Below are 19,819 nucleotides of genomic sequence, written 5' to 3' on the forward strand. Positions count from 1 at the left end.
GGAGACTCGTGGGGCACCGCCGACCGCGCAGTCCCGCGCACAACGGCAAAGGATGATCAACGTGCACGCTAACCTGGACCCCGTGACCTCCTCCTTGTCCCTGCCTGTCCGCACCGGCCGATGAAGCTCCTCGTCGTCGGTTCCGGCGGGCGGGAGCACGCGCTGTGCCGCGCGCTCGCCCGGGACCCGGCGGTGGACGCGATCGTCTGCGCCCCGGGCAACGCCGGCACCGCCCAGATCGCCGAGCCGCGGCCGGTGCAGGTGGCGGATCCCGATGCGGTGGCCGGGCTGGCCGAGGCCGTCCAGGCCGACCTGACCATCGTCGGCCCGGAGATCCCACTGGTCGCCGGCGCGGCGGACGAGATCCGGGCCCGGGGCATGGCGGTCTTCGGCCCGTCCGCCGCGGCAGCCCGGCTGGAGGGCAGCAAGGCCTTCGCGAAGGAGGTCATGCGCGCCGCGGGCGTCCCGACCGCCGACTCCCGGGATCACACCGAGATCTCCTCGGCGCTGGCCGATCTCGACACGTTCGGCCCGCCCTACGTCGTCAAGTACGACGGCCTGGCGGCGGGCAAGGGCGTCACGGTCACGACCGACCGGGATGCGGCGGTCGAGGCTGTCCGGGCCAGCCTGCGCGGCCCGGAGGACCGGGTCGTCCTCGAGGAGTACCTCGACGGGCCCGAGGTCTCGCTGTTCGCGATCGTGACCGCCACCGGCGCCGTCGTACCGCTGCTCCCCGCCCAGGACCACAAGCGGGTAGGTGACGGCGACACCGGGCCGAACACCGGCGGCATGGGCGCGTACACCCCGCTGCCGTGGGCGCCGCCGGGCCTGACTGCCGAGGTGGTCTCGACCGTGGTCCAGCCGACCGTGGACGAGATGGCCCGGCGCGGGACGCCGTTCAGCGGGCTTCTCTACGTCGGGCTCGCCCTGACATCCCGTGGCCTTCGTGTGGTCGAGTTCAACGTCCGGTTCGGCGATCCCGAGGTGCAGGCCATCCTGGCCATGCTGAACACGCCGCTGACCGAGGTCCTGTCCGGCCGCCGGGCTCCGGTGTGGCGCTCCGGCGCCGCGATCACCGTCGTGGTCGCCGCCGCCGGGTACCCGGCGAAGCCGCGGCTCGGTGATCCGATCCGTGGTCTCACCGCGGCCGGCGCGCTGACCGGGGTCGACATCCTGCACGCCGGGACCCGCCGCGACGAGCAGGGCCAGGTCGTCACCGCGGGCGGCAGGGTGCTGTCAGTCACGGCCATCGGCTCGAACCTCGAATCCGCGCGAGGATCGGCCTACGAGGCCATCAGCCGGATCTCGCTCGACGGTGCCCACTACCGCACCGACATCGGGGATCCGTCCCGGATGCAGCACCGCAGCACCCGCACAGCCGGCAGGACGTCAGAGGAGTGAGCGTGTCACAGGGCAAGTCGTCGCAGGGTAACGGATCGCGCACCGGTTCCGCCGGGCCACAGGTGGCGATCGTCTACGGCTCGCCGTCGGACACCCAGACCATGAGCAAGGCCGGCGCCACGCTGGAGCGGTTCGGCGTCACCTATGAAGAGGTCTCCCTCTCGGCGCACCGTGCCCCCCGCACCCTGGCCGAGTACGTCGGGCAGCTGCGCACGCGGGAGATCTCCGTCGTGATCGCGGGCGCCGGGCTCGCCGCGGCACTGCCCGGGGCCGTCGCCGCGATGACCACGCTCCCGGTCATCGGCGTACCGATCTCCGGCGGGGCGCTGGACGGCATGGATTCGATGCTCGCGATCGCCCAGATGCCGCCCGGGGTGCCGGTGGCGACCGTCGGGCTGAACAACTCGACGAACGCGGCGATCCTCGCGATCCAGATCCTCGCCCTCGGCGACCCGGACCTGGGCCTCAAGCTGGCGACCTTCAAGGACGAGTTCGAGCAGGCGGCGGCCGACTCGCTCGCCGACGTCGCGGCAGCCCGCGCATGATCGGTCGTTACACGCTGCCCGACATGGGCCGGGTGTGGTCCGAAGCCAACAAGTACGAGCTGTGGTGCAGGGTCGAGGTCCTCGTCATGGAGGCGCACGCGGCGGCCGGGCGCATCCCGGCCGACGCGGTCGACCCGGTGCGCGCCGCGCCGGCCCCCACGCCCGAGGCGGTCGCCGAGATCGAGGCCGTCACCCAGCACGACGTGATCGCCTTCCTCACCGCCTGGGCGGACCGGACCGAGCCGCGCTCGGCCGCGGCCTACGTGCACTTCGGCATGACCTCGTCCGACCTGCTCGACACCGCGCTCGCCTGCCAGCTCGTCGAGGCCACCGACCTGCTGCTCGCCCGCGCCGACCGCCTCGTCGCCGCGCTGCGCGACCTCGGCCTGGCGCACCGGGCGACCCTGCGGGTCGGGCGCACCCACGGCATCCACGGCGAGCCCACCGTGTTCGGGCACCGCGTCGCCGACCTCGCCTTCGGCATGGCGCGCTGCCGCGACCGGCTGCGCGCGGCCCGGGCGGACGTCGGCGTGGCGAAGATCTCCGGGGCCGTCGGCACCTACTCCAACATCGACACCGACGTGGAGACGTACGTCGCGGACCGGCTCGGGCTGACCCCGGCCCCGGTCGCGACACAGGTCGTGCTGCGGGACGGGATCGCCTCCTGGGTGGCGGCGCTCGCCGGGCTGGCGACCGTCTGCGAGGCGATCGCGCTGGAGGTCCGGCACGGACAGCGCACGGAGGTCCGCGAGCTGTCGGAGCCGTTCGGGTCGGGTCAGAAGGGCTCGTCCGCGATGCCCCACAAGAAGAACCCGATCATGTCGGAGCGCATCGCGGGGCTCGCCCGGATCGTCCGGGCCCAGTACGTGCCCGTCCTGGAGGGGGTCGCGCTCTGGCACGAGCGGGACATCTCGCACTCGTCGACGGAGCGGATCGCGCTTCCGGACGCGGCCTGTGGGGTGGACTACCTGCTGCACCTGACCACCCGGCTCGTCGACGGCCTCGTCGTCGACGGTGCGCGGATGCGCGCGAACCTCGACGCCACCGGGGGGCTGGTCTACACGTCCGCGGTGCTGCTGGAACTGGTCGAGACCGGGCTGTCCCGTGAGGACGCCTACGCCGTCACCCAGGCGGCGGCGATGGAGACCTGGCAGACCGGTGTGCCGTTCCGCGAGACGCTGCGCAAGCACGCCGGTGACCGCGGCCTGCCGGTCGACGAGCCCCGCCTCGACGAGGTCAGCCGGCCGGAGCGCTACGTCGAGCGGCTCGCCCCGGTCTTCGACCGGCTCGCCGCGCTGAGCTGAGGCCCGTGCCCGACCAGGCTGCTGTGGTCCGGCCCCCTGACCTGGGGCCGGACGGTACGGTCAGGACATGCCGCTGACACACGAGGAGTTCGCCGGGCTGACGCATCTCGGCTCCGGGAAGGTGCGGGAGCTGTTCGCCGTCGGGGACGACGCGGTGCTGCTCGTCGCGAGCGACCGCATCTCGGCGTTCGACGTGGTGCTGCCCACCGAGATCCCCGACAAGGGTGCCGTGCTCACCGGGCTGTCCCTGTGGTGGTTCGACCAGCTCAGCGACCTCGTCCCGAGCCATGTGATCAGTTCGAGTGTGGACGAGTACCCCGCGGAGCTCGCGCCGTACGCCGAGCAGCTCCGCGGGCGCTCGATGCTGTGCCGGCGCCTCGACATGGTCCTGATCGAGTGCGTCGCCCGTGGCTACCTCACCGGCAGCGGGCTGAAGGACTACCGCCGCACCGGCGCCGTGAGCGGGCATCCGCTCCCCGCCGGTCTGGAGGACGGGAGCAAGCTTCCCGCCACGATCTACACGCCGTCGACGAAGGCGCCGATCGGCGAGCACGACGAGAACATCAGCCGGGACGACGCCGCCGACCGGGTCGGCGGGGAGCTCGCGGCCGAGCTCGAGCACCTCACTCTGCAGATCTTCGGGCGGGCCAGCGATCTGGCGGCCGAGCGCGGGATTCTGCTCGCCGACACGAAGTTCGAGTTCGGCCATGACAAGGACGGCGTGCTGCGGCTCGCCGACGAGGTGCTGACCCCGGACTCGTCCCGTTTCTGGCCCGCGGACACGTGGGTGCCCGGCGGCGCGCAGCCGTCCTTCGACAAGCAGTTCATCCGCGACTACCTGGTCAGCACCGGGTGGGACCGCAACCCGCCGGCGCCGGAACTGCCCGACGACATCGTCGAGTCAACCCGCGCCCGGTACGTCGAGGCCTACGAGCGGCTGACCGGGATCTCGTTCAAGGACTATCTCTCCACAGCCTGACCCTGCCGCGGGGGGCAGCCGCGGAGCGGACGGCCTCGCGTGCTGGGGACAGCCCCACCCCGGCTCCGGCGGCTCCCCGTACCCGCAACCCGGTAGTGGGCTCCAATGACGTTGAACGCCTGGAGCGAGATCGTCGTTCCATGCGCTCGAGACCTCCGACGGCACCGTCGTCGCGCCACTCGTCCACCCCACGCGGGCCCGAGTCCTCCCCCGGCAGTCCGGCGGGATCCGGGTCGGCCCGCCACGCCACCCACCTCGCCGCCCGGGCGGCCAGGTGGAGTGTGCGCCACCGGCGGCTGGCGATCGGCGGCTGGTTGCTCGGCGTGGTCCTCCTGACGGTGCTCGGCTCGCTGGTGGGGACGCACACGCTCAAGGACAGCGACTACAGCGTCGGCGAGGACGGGCGGGCCCAGCGCACCCTCGCCGACCACGGCTTCGCGACGCCCGCCAGCGAGAGTGTGCTGATCCAGCGGCCGCAGCCGGCCGCGGACCGGACGGCGGTGCTCGCCGACGCCGACCTGCGCGCCGCCATCGGCGACGTCTCGGCCCGGATCACCGAAACCGGCGAGGTGGACGGGCTGCGGGCGCCGATCCCACTGCCCGGCGCCGAGACGGATCCCAACCTCGTCTCCACCGACCTTCGCTCGGTCCTCGTCACCTTCGAGATGCGCGGCGACGAGGAGACCGCGGCGGACCGGATCGAGCCGGTCCTCGCCGCTGTCGACGCCGCGGCCCGGGAGCATCCGGGTCTGCTGGTCGAGCAGGTCGGGGAGGCGAGCGCCGACAAGGCACTCGGAGACACCGTCGGCAAGGACTTCAAACGCGCGGAGCTGCTCGCGATCCCGCTGACCCTGGGCATCCTGCTGGCGGTCTTCGGCGCCGTCGTCGCCGCGCTGATCCCGGTCGCGCTCGCACTGACCGCCTTCGTCGCGGCACTGGGCGTGGTCGCCTTCACCAGCCGGCTGCTGCCGACGGACGAGACGGCGACGTCCGTCATGCTGCTCATCGGCCTGGCGGTCGGCGTCGACTACGCGCTGTTCTACGTCCGCCGCGAGCGGGAGGAGCGGGCCGCCGGGCGCAGCCCGCGGGAGGCGCTGGAGATCGCCGCGGACACCTCCGGGCACGCGGTCCTGGTCTCCGGCCTGACCGTCGCCGTGTCCATGGCCGGCCTGCTGATCACCGGCCTGAGCGTGTTCAGCGGGATCGCCGGCGGCACCGTGGTCGTGGTCCTGATCGCGGTCCTCGGTTCGCTGACCGTGCTGCCGGCCGTCCTGTCCGCGCTGGGTGACCGGGTCGAACTGCTGCGGCTGCCCTGGCACCGGCGTCCCGAGCAGCGCGGACGCCGCGCCCGCGCCCAGGCGCACGCCCAGGCCCAGGCCCAGGAGCCGGCCCGCCCGGGGATCATGGGCCACCTGCTGCGCCACCCCGGCCCCGTCGCGGTGGTCACCGGCGGGCTCCTGATCGCGCTCGCCGTCCCCGCGCTCGGGTTGCGGACCAGCGAGCCGGGCATGGACGACCTGCCGGACGACCTGCCGATCATGCAGTCCTACGACCGGGTGCAGGACGCCTTCCCGGGCGAGCAGACAGCGGCGGTGGTCGTGGTCTCGGCCGACGACGTGCGCTCGCCGGACGTGTCCGCGGCTCTCGACGGCCTGCGCCGGCTGGCGGTCGACAGCGGCGTGATGTTCGAGCCGGTCACGACCGAGATCAGCGCGGACGGCGAGGTCGCGAAGGTCGCGATCCCGATCGCCGGCAGCGGGACGGACGAGGAGTCCCAGCAGGCGCTCACGCGGCTGCGGGAGGAGGTCATCCCGGCGTCGATCGGCACCCTGTCCACCGTGACGGCGGACGTCACCGGGTGGACCGCCGGCTCGGTCGACTTCAACGAGCAGCTCAACGGGCGGACGCCGCTGGTGATCGGGTTCGTCCTGGTGCTGGCCTTCCTCCTGCTGCTGGCCGCCTTCCGCAGCGCGATCGTCGCCGCGGCCGCCGTGGCGCTGAACCTGCTGTCGGTCGCCGCCGCCTACGGGCTGCTCGTGGTGGTCTTCCAGCATCACTGGGCGGACGGGCTGCTCGGCTACACCTCGACCGGCGCCATCACCAACTGGCTGCCGCTGATGCTCTTCGTGATCCTCTTCGGCCTGTCCATGGACTACCAGGTCTTCGTGCTCAGCCGGGTCCGCGAGGCCTACGACTCGGGCCTGCCGATGCGCGAGGCGGTACTCACCGGCGTCCGCCGCAGTGCCGGCGTGGTGACCAGCGCGGCTGTGATCATGGTGGCGGTGTTCAGCATCTTCGCCACGCTGTCGCAGGTCAGCATGAAACAGCTCGGTGTCGGTCTCGGCGCGGCGATCCTGCTGGACGCGACCGTGATCCGGGTGATCCTGATGCCCGCCGTGCTGACCCTGATCGGCGACCGGGCGTGGCCCCGCCAGGCCGGCCCCGGCGGCCCCGGCGGCGCCGAGCGCGGCGCGGACACCGCGGACACCGCGACGACGGAGCTGCTGGCCGCCACCGACCGCCGCTGACCGCCGCTGGCCGCCGCTGACCGGGACGCGCAGGACGCCCCGTCCCGAGGCCGCGCCCCACCCGTTTCGAAACGGGTGGGGCGCGGCCTCGTCATGTCCCCCCCGATCGGGGCGGGAAGAAAGACAGGCAGGTCACAGAGGGGTTCTGAGGACGTTGCGGGCGAGCTACAGTGTCCGCGACGTCCGGTACCCCGTCCGAGGACTGGAACTGACCCCATGCCTGTTCACATGCCTGCACAGACCCCTGTCGCCGCTGCCCCTGTCGCCGCCAGGACCCTCGTCGTCCGCACCCGCGCCGAGCTGGCGGCGGCGCTGGGCGGCCCCGCCCGCGGCGTCCGCGGGGTCGTCATGACGATGGGTGCCCTCCACCGCGGTCACGCCACCCTCATCAGGGAGGCCCGCCGCCGCGCCGACCAGGTGATCGTCACGATCTTCGTCAACCCGCTGCAGTTCGGGCCGGGTGAGGATCTCGACCGCTACCCCCGCACGTTCGACGCCGATCTCGACGTGTGCAGGCGGGAGGGCGCGGACATCGTCTACGCGCCGAGCGCGGTCCACGACCCGGCGCCGCTGGTCACGCTGAGCGCCGGGCCGCTCGGCGGCATCCTGGAGGGGGCCTCCCGGCCGGGCCACTTCGACGGGATGCTGACCCTGGTGGGAACGTTGTTCCACCTGGTCCGCCCGGACGTGGCCTTCTTCGGCCGCAAGGACGCCCAGCAGCTCGTCTGCATCCGCCGGATGGTCGCCGACCTGGCCTTCCCGCTGGAGGTCGTGGGCGTGCCGACCGTGCGCGACGAGGACGGCCTGGCGCTGTCCAGCCGCAACGCCTACCTCGACGCCGGTCAGCGGCGCAGCGCACTCGCGCTGGTCCGGTCCCTCACCGCGGGCGCCGCACGCGCGGCGGAGGGCCCGACGGCCGTCCTCGCCGCGGCCCGCGAGGTACTGGCCATGGAAGCCGGTCTCGACCTGGACTACCTGACGCTGGCGGACCCGTCCGATCTGGGCCCGGTGGCGGAGGGGCCGGCGCTGCTGCTGGTCGCCGCCCGGGTCGGCACCACCCGTCTCATCGACAACATCGATCTGGTGCTGGCCGGGGCCTCCCAGCCGGCCGCGGTCTTCGCACACGACGGTTACCAGGGGGTCTGACCGGTGTTTCGAAGCATGCTCACCTCCAAGATCCACCGAGCGACGGTCACCCAGGCGGACCTGAACTACGTGGGTTCCGTCACGATCGACGCCGACCTGATGGAGGCCGCCGACCTGCTGCCCGGCGAGCAGGTCACCATCGTCGACATCAACAACGGGGCCCGACTGGAGACCTACGCGATCACCGGCCCGGCCGGCAGCGGCGTCATCGGGATCAACGGGGCCGCCGCGCGGCTGGTGCACCCCGGCGACCTCGTGATCATCATCTCCTACGGGATCATGGACGACGCCGAGGCCCGCCGGCACACCCCTCGGGTCCTTTTCGTCGACGCCGAGAACCGGATCATCGGGCGGGGCGGCGACCCCGCCGAGGCGCTGCCGGACGACCCGTCCAGCCTGCGCGGTGACGTCCTGGGCCCGGCCGGGCTCATCAGCCAGCGGACGGCGTAGCACGGTGCGTGCCCTCCCGCACCGGCTCGGCGCCCCCCGCCCGGGCTGGACCCGGGACGCCGACGTCGTGGTCATCGGGTCGGGGATCGCCGGTCTCACCGCGGTCCTGCGCATCCGGGCGGCCAGCCCGTGGCGCCGCGTCCTGCTGGTCACCAAGGCCCTGCTGGACGCCGGGTCGACCCGCTGGGCCCAGGGTGGCATCGCCGCGGCCCTGGGCGCGGAGGACTCGCCGGCCGAGCACCTGCGTGACACCCTCGTCGCCGGCGTCGGCCTGTGTGACCCGGCGGCGGTCGAGATCCTGGTCACCGAGGGCCCGCCGCGGGTGCGCGAGCTCGCAGCCCTCGGCGCCCGGTTCGACCGTGATCCCGACGGGGCGTTCTCGCTCACGCGCGAGGGTGGGCACCTGCGGGACCGGGTCGCGCACGCCGGTGGCGACGCGACCGGCCTGGAGGTCGAGCGGGCACTGATCGCCGCCGTCCGCGCCGACCCGTCCATCGAGGTGCTGGAGCACGCGCTCGTCCTGGACCTGCTCACCGACCAGTCCGGCCGGGCCGTCGGTGCGACGCTGCACGTGCTCGGCGAGGGCAGCCAGGACGGTGTCGGCGCCGTCACTGCCCGCGCGGTGGTCCTGGCCACCGGCGGCATGGGGCAGATCTTCGCGTCGACGACCAACCCGGCGGTCTCCACCGGCGACGGGGTCGCACTCGCCCTGCGGGCCGGTGCCGTCGTGACCGATCTCGAGTTCGTCCAGTTCCATCCGACGGCGCTCTGGCTGCCCGAGGCGGGCCCCGGGCAGCAGCCGTTGGTCAGCGAGGCGATGCGGGGTGAGGGCGCGCTGCTGGTCGACGCGGCCGGGCGGCGGGTGATGGCGGGTGTCCACCCGCTGGCCGACCTCGCGCCGCGGGACGTCGTCGCCAAGCAGATGTCGCGGGTGATGGCCGAGCAGGGCGTCGACCACCTCTACCTGGACGCTCGGCACCTCGGGGTCGAGACCCTGCTGCGCCGGTTCCCGACCATCACGGCGCGCTGCCGGGACGCCGGCGTCGACCCGGTGACCAGCCCGATCCCGGTCGCTCCGGCGGCGCACTACGCCAGCGGCGGGGTCCGGACGGACATGTGGGGCCGCACCAGCGTCCCCGGGCTGTACGCCTGCGGGGAGGTCGCCTGCACCGGGGTGCACGGCGCCAACCGGCTCGCGTCGAACAGCCTGCTCGAGGGCCTCGTCTTCGCGGCCCGGATCGCGGGGCACATCGCCGGCACCGGTGACGCGGGTGACGCGGGTGAACCCGGCGCTCCGGAGGCTCCACTGCCGGCGGGCGTCGCGGTCGGCGCGCGCGGCTCGGGCCTGACGGACCCGGCGGAGCGGGCGGACCTGACCCGTGCCATGACGGACGGTGCCGGCGTCCTGCGCAGCGCCCAGAGCCTGCGGGCGACCGCGAAGATGCTCGCCGGCCTCGGTGACCTGCGGGTCAGCGGCGCCACCGTCAAGGCCGGTCCCCAGGCCTGGGAGATGACGAACCTGCGTACCGTGGCAGCCGCGCTGGTCGCCGCGGCGGCGCTGCGCACCGAGACCCGCGGCTGCCACTGGCGCGAGGACTTCGCCGACCGCGACGACGGGAACTGGAACGGACACGTGCTGACCAGGCTGGACCCGGAGGGGGAACTGATCGTTACCTACGAGGCGCAGCCGGCCGCCCAGGTCGGGCCCGCGTGAGCGTCGCGCACGTGCCCGCCGGACGCCCGGCGGGCGCCCAGCGGCTCACCGGGGCTGTGCTCACCGGTCTGCGGTCCGCGGGACTGGCCGAGTCCGTGGTCCTCGATGTGATCCATCGAGCGCTGACCGAGGATCTTCCGGAATCGGGAACCGGCTGGGCGGTGGACGCGACGTCCGCGGCGACCGTGGATGCCGCGCTGACCAGCCATGGTTCGGTCGTGTCCCGGGCCCACGGGGTGGTCGCCGGCGTGCCGGTCGCGGCAGCGGTGTTCGAGACCCTGCTCGGCGACGCCGTCACCGTTCTTCCGGTGGCCGCCGACGGTGACCGGGTCGCCCCCGGTACCGAGGTTCTCCGGGTAAGTGGCCCGGTACGTGGTCTGCTCACCGCCGAACGGACCGCGCTGAACCTGCTCTGCCACCTCTCCGGGGTGGCCACGGCGACCAGACGCTGGGTGGACGCGGTCGCCGGCACCGGCGCCGCCGTCCGGGACACCCGCAAGACCCTCCCCGGTCTGCGGGCGCTGGAGAAGTACGCGGTGCGCTGCGGCGGCGGGCACAACCACCGGATGTCGCTGACGGACGCCGCGCTGGTCAAGGACAACCACGTGATCGCGGCCGGTGGCGTCGCGGCGGCCTTCGCCGCGGTACGCGCCCACTTCGCGGACCTGCCGGTCGAGGTCGAGTGCGACACCGTCGAGCAGGTCGCCGAGGCGGTGGGCGCCGGGGCCGACCTGATCCTCTGTGACAACATGTCGCTGGATGATCTGCGCGCGTCGGTGGCCATCGCCCACCCTGCCGGCGTCCTGCTGGAGGCGAGCGGCGGCCTCACCCTCGACGTCGCCGCGGCGGTGGCCTCGACCGGGGTGAACTACCTGGCGGTCGGCGCGCTCACCCATTCGGCGCCCGCGCTGGACCTCGGCTTCGACCTCGCGGTGACCACCGCCTCCCAGTGACCACCGCCTCCTGGCACGCACGGCGCGCGCAGGATCCCCCGCCCGCAGAAGATGGAGCCAGGACGGCCGACTGATGCTGTTGACGATTGACGTAGGCAACACGAACACCGTCCTGGGTGTGTTCGACGGTCACCGGCTCGCCAGTTCGTGGCGCATCCGCACCGATCCGCAGGCCACCTCGGACGAGCTGGGCTTCCTCTATGCCGGCCTGCTCGGCGGCCACCAGATCGATGGTGTCTCCGTGTGCTCCACCGTGCCAGCCGCGCTGCGCGAGATCCGCCGGATGGTGAGCCGCGCCTACCAGGACATCCCGACCGTCGTCGTCGAGCCGGGAACGCGGACCGGTGTGCCGATCCTCATCGACAACCCGAAGGAGGCGGGCGCCGACCGGATCATGAACACTCTGGCCGCGCACCACCTCTACGGTGGCCCGGCGATCGTGGTCGACTTCGGGACGTCCACGAACCTCGATGTGGTCTCCGAGCGCGGGGAGTTCCTCGGTGGCGCCCTGGCGCCCGGCATCGAGATCGCGCTGGACTCGCTGGCCTCCCGGGCCGCCCAGCTCCGGAAGGTCGAGCTCACCACCCCGCGGTCCGTCATCGGCAAGAGCACCGTCGAGGCGCTCCAGTCAGGCATGATCTACGGTGCCGCGGGGCAGGTGGATGCGCTGGTCCGGCGGATCCGGGCCGAGCTGGGTACGCCGGCCACCGCGATCGCCACCGGCGGTCTGGCCTCCCTCGTGCTCAAGGAAAGCGAGACACTCGACAACCACGAGCCGCATCTGACCCTGATCGGGCTGCGGCTGGTCTTCGAGAAGAACACCGATCCCCGCTGAGGCCGACAGGCACCACTCGTTCCGTTCTCGGCAGGCCCGACACACCGGGCGTTCCGACCGTGGTCCCCGAGTCGTCACCCTCGAAGCGGGCCAGAATTGCGTCGCGGAGAGGCGGGCCGGGTTAGCCTTTCCTCCATGCGGCACAGAGCGTGGGCGGTCTCACGATTCATCGGCCCACGCGGGCGACGTATGGCAGGGCCAGCCCGGACCTTCCGGTCCGGGCCCGGCAGCGCGGAACACACGGCGCCGTTCCCGAACGCGTCCTTCCTGCGCACGCCCGTCGCCTGGGTCGCGTTCACGGCCGCGGCGGCCCTGTTCCTCCTCGTCGGAGCGCCGGCCACCTCCGCGGGGGCGGCACCCCCGGCGCCGGGCCAGCTGACGGTCGCCGCCCTCGGCGACTCCTACTCGTCCGGGGAGGGGACGCCCCCGTTCGATCTCGCCATCGCGAGCTGCCGGCGCAGCGCCGGAGCCTGGCCGAGACTGCTGGCAACACTGGACCCACCGGTCACCCCGGTCCTGCACGCCGCCTGCGGCGGGGCGACGACGCGGAACCTGACCTCCTCCCAGCGGGACAACCCGCCGCAGCTCGACCAGCTGCGCGGCCTGGCGACGGCGCCCGACGTGGTCACGATCACCATCGGCGGGAACGACGCCGGATTCAGCCGGGTCGTCCTGAGCTGCGTGGCATGGAAGTGTTTCTGGAGCGGTGACGACAAGCGCAAGCGGAAGTACCTGCAGGACGAGCTTCCGGGCATTCTTGTCACCACTTACAAAGAAGTCAGGGAAGCCGCACCGAATGCCCGGATAATCGTCATCGGATATCCCGACATCTTCCCTCGGTCGCAGCGCGACAACACCTGCCGCTGGCTTGACAGCGGTGAGCGCAGGCAGCTCGTCAGCCTCAACAACGCGCTCAACCGGACGATTCGCAACGCGGCTCGCGAGGCCGGGGTCGAGTTCGTGTCCACCAGCCGCTCGCTACGCGACCACGAAATGTGTACGGATGACTCGTGGGTCAACCCGGTCGGTCTTTTCGGCGCGGGGCGGGACCTCAGCGCTCATCCCACCCAGGCAGGCCAGGAAGCCATAGCCCGGACGGTTCACGAGGCGATCGTCGACGACCGCCGCTGACGCCGGCGGTCAGCGGGGCAGCGGGGCAGCGGGGCAGCGGGGCAGCGGGGCAGCGGGGCAGCGGGAGTCTGCCTGTCAGCCGGAAGCGGCCGTCGGGGTGCCGAGCTTGCGGAGCACCCGTTCGCTGTCGGTGGAGTCCCAGCCGCCGGCCTGGTCGGGACCTCGTGGCGACCAGCGGTCCAGCAGCTGGACGCCAGCCCCGCGCAAAGTCCGCCACGACGTCTCGTAGGCGGGGTGCGCCGCCTGCGCCGCGGCGAGGCAGGGCGCGGCGACGATGGGCAGCCGCAGGCCGAGGGCCTCGGTCAGCAGACCCAGGGCCAGGGTGTCCGCGATACCGGCCGCCCACTTGTTGATCGTGTTGAAGGTCGCCGGAACGACCGCGAAGGCGTCCGGCGGCGGCAGCACGTCCGGCTGGCCGGGACGTTTGTAGTCGGTCCTCACCGGGTGCCCGGTCAGTTCGGCGAGCGCCGGCAGATCGAGCCATTCGCCGGCACGGGCGGTGGTGATGACGCAGACGTCCCAACCGGCCTGCTGCGCCTCGGTCACGAAGCCGGCGGCGGCCAGAGCCGGCGATGCGGCGCACACGACGTGGTACAGCACCGGCTGCGCAGTGGTCATAAGCCCAGTCTGGACCGGGTGGCCCCGTTCGGAGACAACCTGCCACGGAGCGGCGGCGAGGCATCACTCAGCACACCAGGGTAAGGTAAGGCTCACCTGGTGATCTCGTCATGTGGTGCCCACTCGGCACGCTCGGTTCGGATGCTGGACGCACCGCCGGCGGCAGGGGCGACGCGAGGCCACCAGGCAGTGCGCGGAAGCCGGGCGGGTCCCGGTGGCAGGGGCGGCGCCGGATTTCCACCCCCACCCTTCGCTCACGCTCGCAGGATTGTGACCTTCTTCAAACACCGAGCCTGCCGAGCTCGAAGACGCAGGCCAACGGCCTGTCGCCGGGCCACCAACGCCCGGGGGCCGGCCCGCTCGGCCGAGGTCGAGTTGACCAGGCAGATGAAGTTAGGCTTACCTAATAACCATGTCTCCCGTGTCATGCCGCCGGCCACGCCCCACGCCGACGGACGCCTCCCTGGCTCCGGCCTCGTCCTCACTGGCCGCCGCCTGGTGCCGGACCTCGCCACAGGCGCCCGCCCACAGCGGGACACACACCACCGTCCGCACCGCCGCGGCCAGCACGAGACCCGTGACATGATCCCGTCATCCCACCTGGCCGCCGACCCGGCGGGCCCGGCCGCAGCCGGTATCACCGGGGTCGCCAGGGTCATCTCCGGCACCGACCTCGCCGCGACGCTGCAGGCGGTGGGCCCCGCGCTCGACCACCGCTGGGCGATCGTCGGGCCACCGCCATCACCCGATGGCTGGATCCGGGCCTCCGACCTGCTCGACCCCGAACACCTGGACGAGGCTCTCGCCGTGGTGCGCGAGCACCACCAGGCCACGCCGGAGGTCGCGGTCAGCTACTTCACCGCCTGGTACGCCGCGACCATCGTCGGTCCGGCGATCGCCACCTTCGTCCTGACACGCCGGGTCCCCGACCTCGACCCCACCGAGATCTGGGTGCACCGTCACGAAGGCGGATGGTTCGACGCCACCGCCTTCCGCCGTCCCCGCATGACCCTCCTGCCCGGGGACCCGGCGGTTGCCGGGTGTGCGCCGGAGACGATTCCGGCCGAGGTTGTGGCGGTCGCGGCGGATCTGGATGCGCTGCGCGCGCGGCTCGTGGAGGAGATCATCGGCCATCTGGAGCCGATCATCACCAGCCTGCGCAAGCGCGCGCGGCTGGGGCTGGCGGCACTGTGGGGCGCGGTGGCCGCCCAGTGCGGCCGCACCTTCCTTCTCACGGAGCGGGTGAGCCGCGACCCGCACCTGGGTCGGCTGGAGGCGGACGCGTTCTTCGCCGCCGCCACGCCCACCCTGCGGGCCCGGCCGACCTGGCAGCAGTTCATCCACCGCGGTCGGTGCTACACGGGTATGCGGCGCGGCTCCTGCTGCCTGGCACACCGGGTCACCGAGGAGTTCTGCACCGCATGTCCCTTTGTGGCCGCGCCGGAACGCGAGAGCCGGCTGCGGGAGTGGATCGACAGCCAGGGACCAGGCGGGCTGGCCGTCTGAGACCGCCTCCGGCCGGGCAGGGGAGCCCTGGGGAGCGGCAGCGTCCCGGAGGACTCCGCAGGAGGAACGAGCCGAATCGAGGTGGCCGTGATGCGTTGATCAACAGCCAGGAGTGGCACGCGACATGTGGCGCGGCGGAACGCGACGACCACAGCAGACCACGTGTGATCTGAATCACTTCAACCGCCCGACGGCATCAGCTACCGTCGGTAGTGCCGGCCTCGAGCCGGCCGGCGGTTGGGCCTTGTCCACTCCCGTTCCCGCCGCCAGCACGGAGCACCGCGGCTCCGAGCGCGAATCTGATCATCATCGCCCGTCGAGACCCCACACCGGAGTTGTCGGGGTCGACATGTCCGTTCCGCTCTTGGCGGAACCACGTGACGGAATCATGCCTGGTCGGCCACGGTTGCCATGAACGTCTCCGCTGGTCGGCCGGCGATCCGGCCGCAGAGCTGTCCCCGACGAAGGGGGCGGTTCCGGCGGGTAGGTTTCTGTTCGATGCGTGAGGACATGCCTCGGCGGAGCTAGCATGCGGATACCGGCTGTCGTGTGGTCGGTCGCAGCTCGAAGGAGCGCACATGTTCGAGAGGTTCACCGACCGGGCACGTCGGGTCGTCGTCCTGGCTCAGGAAGAAGCCAGGATGCTCAACCACAACTACATCGGGACCGAGCACATCCTGCTCGGCCTGATCCACGAGGGCGAGGGCGTCGCCGCTAAGGCCCTCGAGTCGCTCGGGATCTCGCTCGAGGGTGTGCGGTCGCAGGTCGAAGAGATCATCGGCCAGGGTCAGCAGGCGCCGAGCGGGCACATCCCGTTCACGCCGCGAGCCAAGAAGGTCCTTGAGCTCTCGCTGCGCGAGGCCCTCCAGCTCGGTCACAACTACATCGGCACCGAGCACATCCTGCTCGGCCTCATCCGCGAGGGCGAGGGCGTCGCCGCCCAGGTGCTGGTCAAGCTCGGAGCGGACCTCAACCGGGTCCGCCAGCAGGTCATCCAGCTCCTGTCCGGCTACCAGGGCAAGGGCGACCCGGCGACCGCCGGCGCCCCGGCCGAGGGCACGCCGTCGACCTCGCTGGTCCTCGACCAGTTCGGCCGCAACCTCACCGCGGCCGCTCGTGAGTCCAAGCTCGACCCGGTCATCGGGCGCGAGAAGGAGATCGAGCGCGTCATGCAGGTGCTGTCGCGCCGGACCAAGAACAACCCGGTCCTCATCGGCGAGCCCGGCGTCGGCAAGACCGCCGTCGTCGAGGGGCTGGCGCAGGCGATCGTCAAGGGCGAGGTCCCCGAGACCCTGAAGGACAAGCAGCTCTACACCCTCGACCTCGGCGCTCTGGTCGCCGGGTCCCGCTACCGCGGTGACTTCGAGGAGCGGCTGAAGAAGGTCCTCAAGGAGATCCGCACCCGCGGCGACATCATCCTGTTCATCGACGAGCTCCACACGCTCGTCGGTGCGGGTGCCGCCGAGGGCGCGATCGACGCCGCCTCCATCCTCAAGCCGATGCTGGCGCGCGGTGAGCTGCAGACGATCGGCGCGACCACCCTGGACGAGTACCGCAAGCACCTGGAGAAGGACGCTGCGCTCGAGCGCCGCTTCCAGCCCATTCAGGTCGCGGAGCCGTCGGTGGCGCACACCATCGAGATCCTCAAGGGTCTGCGCGACCGGTACGAGGCGCACCACCGTGTCTCGATCACCGACGCCGCCCTGGTCGCCGCGGCCTCCCTGGCCGACCGCTACATCTCCGACCGGTTCCTGCCGGACAAGGCGATCGACCTGATCGACGAGGCCGGCTCCCGGATGCGCATCCGCCGGATGACCGCTCCGCCGGACCTGCGTGAGTTCGACGAGCGCATCGCGAACGTCCGGCGCGACAAGGAGTCCGCGATCGACGCGCAGGACTTCGAGAAGGCCGCGTCGCTGCGGGACAAGGAGAAGACCCTGCTGGCCGAGAAGGCCAAGCGGGAGAAGGAGTGGAAGGCCGGCGACATGGACGTCGTCGCCGAGGTCGGCGACGAGGAGATCGCGGAGGTCCTCGCGATCTGGACCGGCATCCCGGTCTTCAAGCTCACCGAGGAGGAGACCGCGCGTCTGCTCCGTATGGAGGACGAGCTCCACCGCCGGGTCATCGGCCAGGAGCAGGCCATCAAGGCCGTCTCCCAGGCGATCCGGCGTACCCGCGCCGGTCTGAAGGACCCGAAGCGCCCCGGCGGCTCGTTCATCTTCGCCGGCCCGTCCGGTGTCGGTAAGACCGAGCTGTCGAAGACGCTGGCGGAGTTCCTCTTCGGCGACGAGGACGCGCTCATCCAGCTCGACATGTCCGAGTACATGGAGAAGCACACCGTCTCGCGGCTGGTGGGCTCCCCGCCCGGCTACGTCGGGTACGAGGAGGGCGGCCAGCTCACCGAGCGGGTGCGGCGCAAGCCGTTCTCCGTGGTCCTCTTCGACGAGGTCGAGAAGGCCCACCCGGACGTGTTCAACACCCTCCTGCAGATCCTGGAGGACGGTCGTCTGACCGACTCCCAGGGCCGGCTGGTCGACTTCAAGAACACCGTCCTGATCATGACCTCGAACCTGGGCACCCGAGACATCTCCAAGGGCCCCGGCATCGGCTTCGCCACCGGTCAGGGCGCGGTCGACTACGAGCGCATGAAGGCCAAGGTCCAGGACGAGCTCAAGCAGCACTTCCGGCCTGAGTTCCTGAACCGGATCGACGACATCATCGTCTTCCACCAGCTCTCCGAGGCCGAGATCATCCAGATCGTGGACCTCATGCTGGCCCGGGTCGACGGCCAGCTGAAGAACAAGGACATGGCGCTGGAGCTCACTCCGGCGGCCAAGGCCCTGCTCGCCAAGCGCGGCTACGACCCGGTGCTGGGTGCCCGTCCGCTGCGCCGGACGATCCAGCGGGAGATCGAGGACGTCCTGTCCGAGAAGATCCTCTACGGGACGCTGCGTCCCGGTGAGATCGTCGTCGGCGATGTCGAGGGTGAAGGCGAGGAGGCGAAGTTCGTCTTCCGCGGCGAGACCAAGCCGAACTCGGTCCCGGACGCTCCCCCGATCGACCTGGCCAAGTCCAGCGAATGATGTGACCGAAGGGCGGTCGCGCGACCCGCGTGACCGCCCTTCGGCATGTCCGTCGCGCCGCTGTCTCCGGAAGTCATGCCTCGACACCTCGACGAAGATCTGCCCAGCTCCTCGACCGTGCCCGGTTCCGGTCCGAGCGCCGAACACGGCGTGCACCTCACCTTCGGTGCGGACCCGGCCACCTCGATGGTTGTCTCGTGGATCACCCGGGCGCCGGTCCGGCAGCCCCAGGTCCACATCCGCGCCACCCGCCCAGGCGCTCCGGCGGGCTCGTCCGTCGGAGCCGTCACGCGCAGCTACACCGACTCGACCACGCGACGTGAGATCTTCGCGCACCACGCGCTGCTGGACGGTCTGCAGCCGGACACCGAGTACCGGTACGAGCTGTCCTTCCGGGCAGGCCGGGCCCGCACCGCGACCGGCGCCACTTTTCGCACCGCACCGCGGGGACGGGCCGCGTTCACCTTCACCTGCTTCGGGGATCACGGCACGGACCGGCCCGCCGACCCGCACGGGACCGCGGCCTCCGGCACCCTGGTGACGGGGCTCGAGCGACTCGCACCGCTGTTCACCCTGGTGAACGGCGACCTGGCCTATTCGAACGTGCGGGACATCCCGCCGACCGCCTGGTCGGACTGGTTCGCGATGATCAGTCCCTCGGCCACCCGCCGCCCGTGGATGCCGGCTCCGGGGAACCACGAGACCGAGCGCGGCAACGGCGCCCTCGGTCTGGCCGCGTACCAGACCTACTTCCAGCTGCCGGGCAACGGCGCGGAACCGTACCTGAACGGCCTCTGGTACGCCTTCGCCGTCGGCGGGGTGCGGTTCATCGTCCTCAGCGGCGACGATGTCTGCCACCAGGACGCAGGGCGGGTCTACCTGCACGGCTACAGCTCCGGGCGGCAGACCGCCTGGCTGGAGCAGGAGCTGAAGCAGGCCCGTGCCGACCGGGACGTCGACTGGGTGATCGTCGCCGTGCACCAGGCGGCCGTGTCCACCGCCGAGTTCCACAACGGCGCTGATCTGGGCCTGCGCGAGGAATGGCTGCCGTTGTTCGACCGGTACGGGGTCGATCTGGTGCTCAGTGGGCATGAGCACCACTACGAGCGGACCCATCCGCTGCGCGGCGTTGTCGCGGGGACGCCGACGCGCACCCCGCGGCCGGTACCGGGAGCGACGACCGTCGTGGACGGAGAGACCACCATCGACACCTCGGCCGGTGGTGTCCACATGCTCGTCGGCACGGGCGGCTCGTCCACCCCGTCCGCGCACCGGTTGTTCGACCCGCCGGCCTGCCGGGTGACCGTCGGGGTGCGCGAGCCCGAACCGGGCCAGCGGCATCATCCGTCGGTGCGGGTGACGGAGTCCGCGCCCTGGCTCGCGGCCCGGTTCCCGGAGCATCCCTACGCCTTCGCCGGCTTCGCCGTGGAGCCCGGAGCCGACGGCGGGCCCACCCGGATCCGGGTGACGGTCTACGACTCGTCGACGGCCGAACCCGTCCCGTTCGACACGTTCACCCTGGTGCGCCCCCGCGGCGACAGCGGCGACAGCGGCGACGCCTGACCGGGGGGAGGTCTGACCTTCCGGCGCCCCGGACATCTTCCCGACACCCGCACCCTGCGACCC

The 19,819-nt window shown here is 72.1% G+C and carries 15 protein-coding genes; 14 read left to right on the top strand and 1 reads right to left on the bottom strand.

The annotated features are described in order from the left end of the window. The first annotated feature begins 120 nt into the window (after positions 1-120). The 11 genes from purD to B207_RS0109410 all read left to right on the top strand — a co-directional run bounded on the left by purD (position 121) and on the right by B207_RS0109410 (position 12,986). Positions 121-1,401 carry a phosphoribosylamine--glycine ligase gene (purD, locus tag B207_RS0109360; RefSeq protein ID WP_018636266.1) on the top strand — a complete coding sequence of 427 codons (1,281 nt, stop codon included), beginning with the start codon at positions 121-123 and terminating at the stop codon, positions 1,399-1,401. Continuing rightward, the gene (purE, locus tag B207_RS0109365) at positions 1,398-1,946 is read left to right on the top strand and encodes a 5-(carboxyamino)imidazole ribonucleotide mutase (RefSeq protein WP_018636267.1); all 549 of its coding nucleotides are present in this window, start codon (positions 1,398-1,400) and stop codon (positions 1,944-1,946) included. Before purD ends, purE begins: the two co-directional genes overlap by 4 nt. Next, positions 1,943-3,250: an adenylosuccinate lyase gene (purB, locus tag B207_RS0109370; protein ID WP_018636268.1), complete on the top strand. Its 1,308-nt coding sequence runs from the start codon at positions 1,943-1,945 to the stop codon at positions 3,248-3,250. The genes purE and purB overlap by 4 nt, the downstream gene beginning before the upstream one ends. A 67-nt stretch (positions 3,251-3,317) precedes the next feature. Continuing rightward, the gene (locus tag B207_RS0109375; RefSeq protein ID WP_018636269.1) at positions 3,318-4,229 is read left to right on the top strand and encodes a phosphoribosylaminoimidazolesuccinocarboxamide synthase; all 912 of its coding nucleotides are present in this window, start codon (positions 3,318-3,320) and stop codon (positions 4,227-4,229) included. A 140-nt stretch (positions 4,230-4,369) separates the two neighbouring features. After that, positions 4,370-6,757 carry an MMPL family transporter gene (locus B207_RS33210; RefSeq protein WP_084692065.1) on the top strand — a complete coding sequence of 796 codons (2,388 nt, stop codon included), beginning with the start codon at positions 4,370-4,372 and terminating at the stop codon, positions 6,755-6,757. A gap of 228 nt (positions 6,758-6,985) precedes the next feature. Continuing rightward, a complete protein-coding gene (panC, locus tag B207_RS0109385) occupies positions 6,986-7,903 on the top strand; it encodes a pantoate--beta-alanine ligase (RefSeq protein WP_018636271.1) in 918 nt (305 codons plus the stop codon). Between the two features lie 3 nt (positions 7,904-7,906). Then, positions 7,907-8,353 carry an aspartate 1-decarboxylase gene (gene panD, locus B207_RS0109390; RefSeq protein ID WP_026310871.1) on the top strand — a complete coding sequence of 149 codons (447 nt, stop codon included), beginning with the start codon at positions 7,907-7,909 and terminating at the stop codon, positions 8,351-8,353. 4 nt (positions 8,354-8,357) lie between these two features. After that, the gene (locus tag B207_RS0109395; protein WP_018636273.1) at positions 8,358-10,067 is read left to right on the top strand and encodes an L-aspartate oxidase; all 1,710 of its coding nucleotides are present in this window, start codon (positions 8,358-8,360) and stop codon (positions 10,065-10,067) included. Further along, entirely contained in the window at positions 10,064-11,020 is a 957-nt protein-coding gene (gene nadC, locus B207_RS0109400) for a carboxylating nicotinate-nucleotide diphosphorylase (RefSeq protein WP_018636274.1), read from the top strand. The genes B207_RS0109395 and nadC overlap by 4 nt, the downstream gene beginning before the upstream one ends. A 73-nt stretch (positions 11,021-11,093) precedes the next feature. After that, positions 11,094-11,855, top strand: a complete 762-nt coding sequence (locus B207_RS0109405) for a type III pantothenate kinase (protein ID WP_018636275.1) — start codon at positions 11,094-11,096, stop codon at positions 11,853-11,855. A 189-nt stretch (positions 11,856-12,044) separates the two neighbouring features. Continuing rightward, positions 12,045-12,986 (top strand): SGNH/GDSL hydrolase family protein, encoded by a 942-nt coding sequence (locus B207_RS0109410; protein WP_018636276.1) that lies wholly within the window; start codon positions 12,045-12,047, stop codon positions 12,984-12,986. Between the two features lie 75 nt (positions 12,987-13,061). Here the strand turns inward: B207_RS0109410 and B207_RS0109415 are convergent, their stop codons facing one another. Continuing rightward, positions 13,062-13,604 carry a flavoprotein gene (locus B207_RS0109415; protein WP_018636277.1) on the bottom strand — a complete coding sequence of 181 codons (543 nt, stop codon included), beginning with the start codon at positions 13,602-13,604 and terminating at the stop codon, positions 13,062-13,064. A 582-nt stretch (positions 13,605-14,186) separates the two neighbouring features. Between B207_RS0109415 and B207_RS33215 the strand changes: the two genes are divergently transcribed. The 3 genes from B207_RS33215 to B207_RS0109430 all read left to right on the top strand — a co-directional run bounded on the left by B207_RS33215 (position 14,187) and on the right by B207_RS0109430 (position 19,756). Further along, complete coding sequence (locus B207_RS33215) at positions 14,187-15,110, top strand: IucA/IucC family C-terminal-domain containing protein (RefSeq protein ID WP_154675238.1); 924 nt, start codon at positions 14,187-14,189, stop codon at positions 15,108-15,110. A gap of 578 nt (positions 15,111-15,688) precedes the next feature. After that, the gene (locus B207_RS0109425; protein ID WP_018636279.1) at positions 15,689-18,193 is read left to right on the top strand and encodes an ATP-dependent Clp protease ATP-binding subunit; all 2,505 of its coding nucleotides are present in this window, start codon (positions 15,689-15,691) and stop codon (positions 18,191-18,193) included. Between the two features lie 75 nt (positions 18,194-18,268). Further along, complete coding sequence (locus B207_RS0109430; RefSeq protein ID WP_154675239.1) at positions 18,269-19,756, top strand: purple acid phosphatase family protein; 1,488 nt, start codon at positions 18,269-18,271, stop codon at positions 19,754-19,756. The last annotated feature ends 63 nt before the right edge of the window (positions 19,757-19,819 follow it).

The sequence above is a fragment of the Parafrankia elaeagni genome (genome assembly GCF_000374165.1).
GTDB lineage: Bacteria > Actinomycetota > Actinomycetes > Frankiales > Frankiaceae > Parafrankia > Parafrankia elaeagni.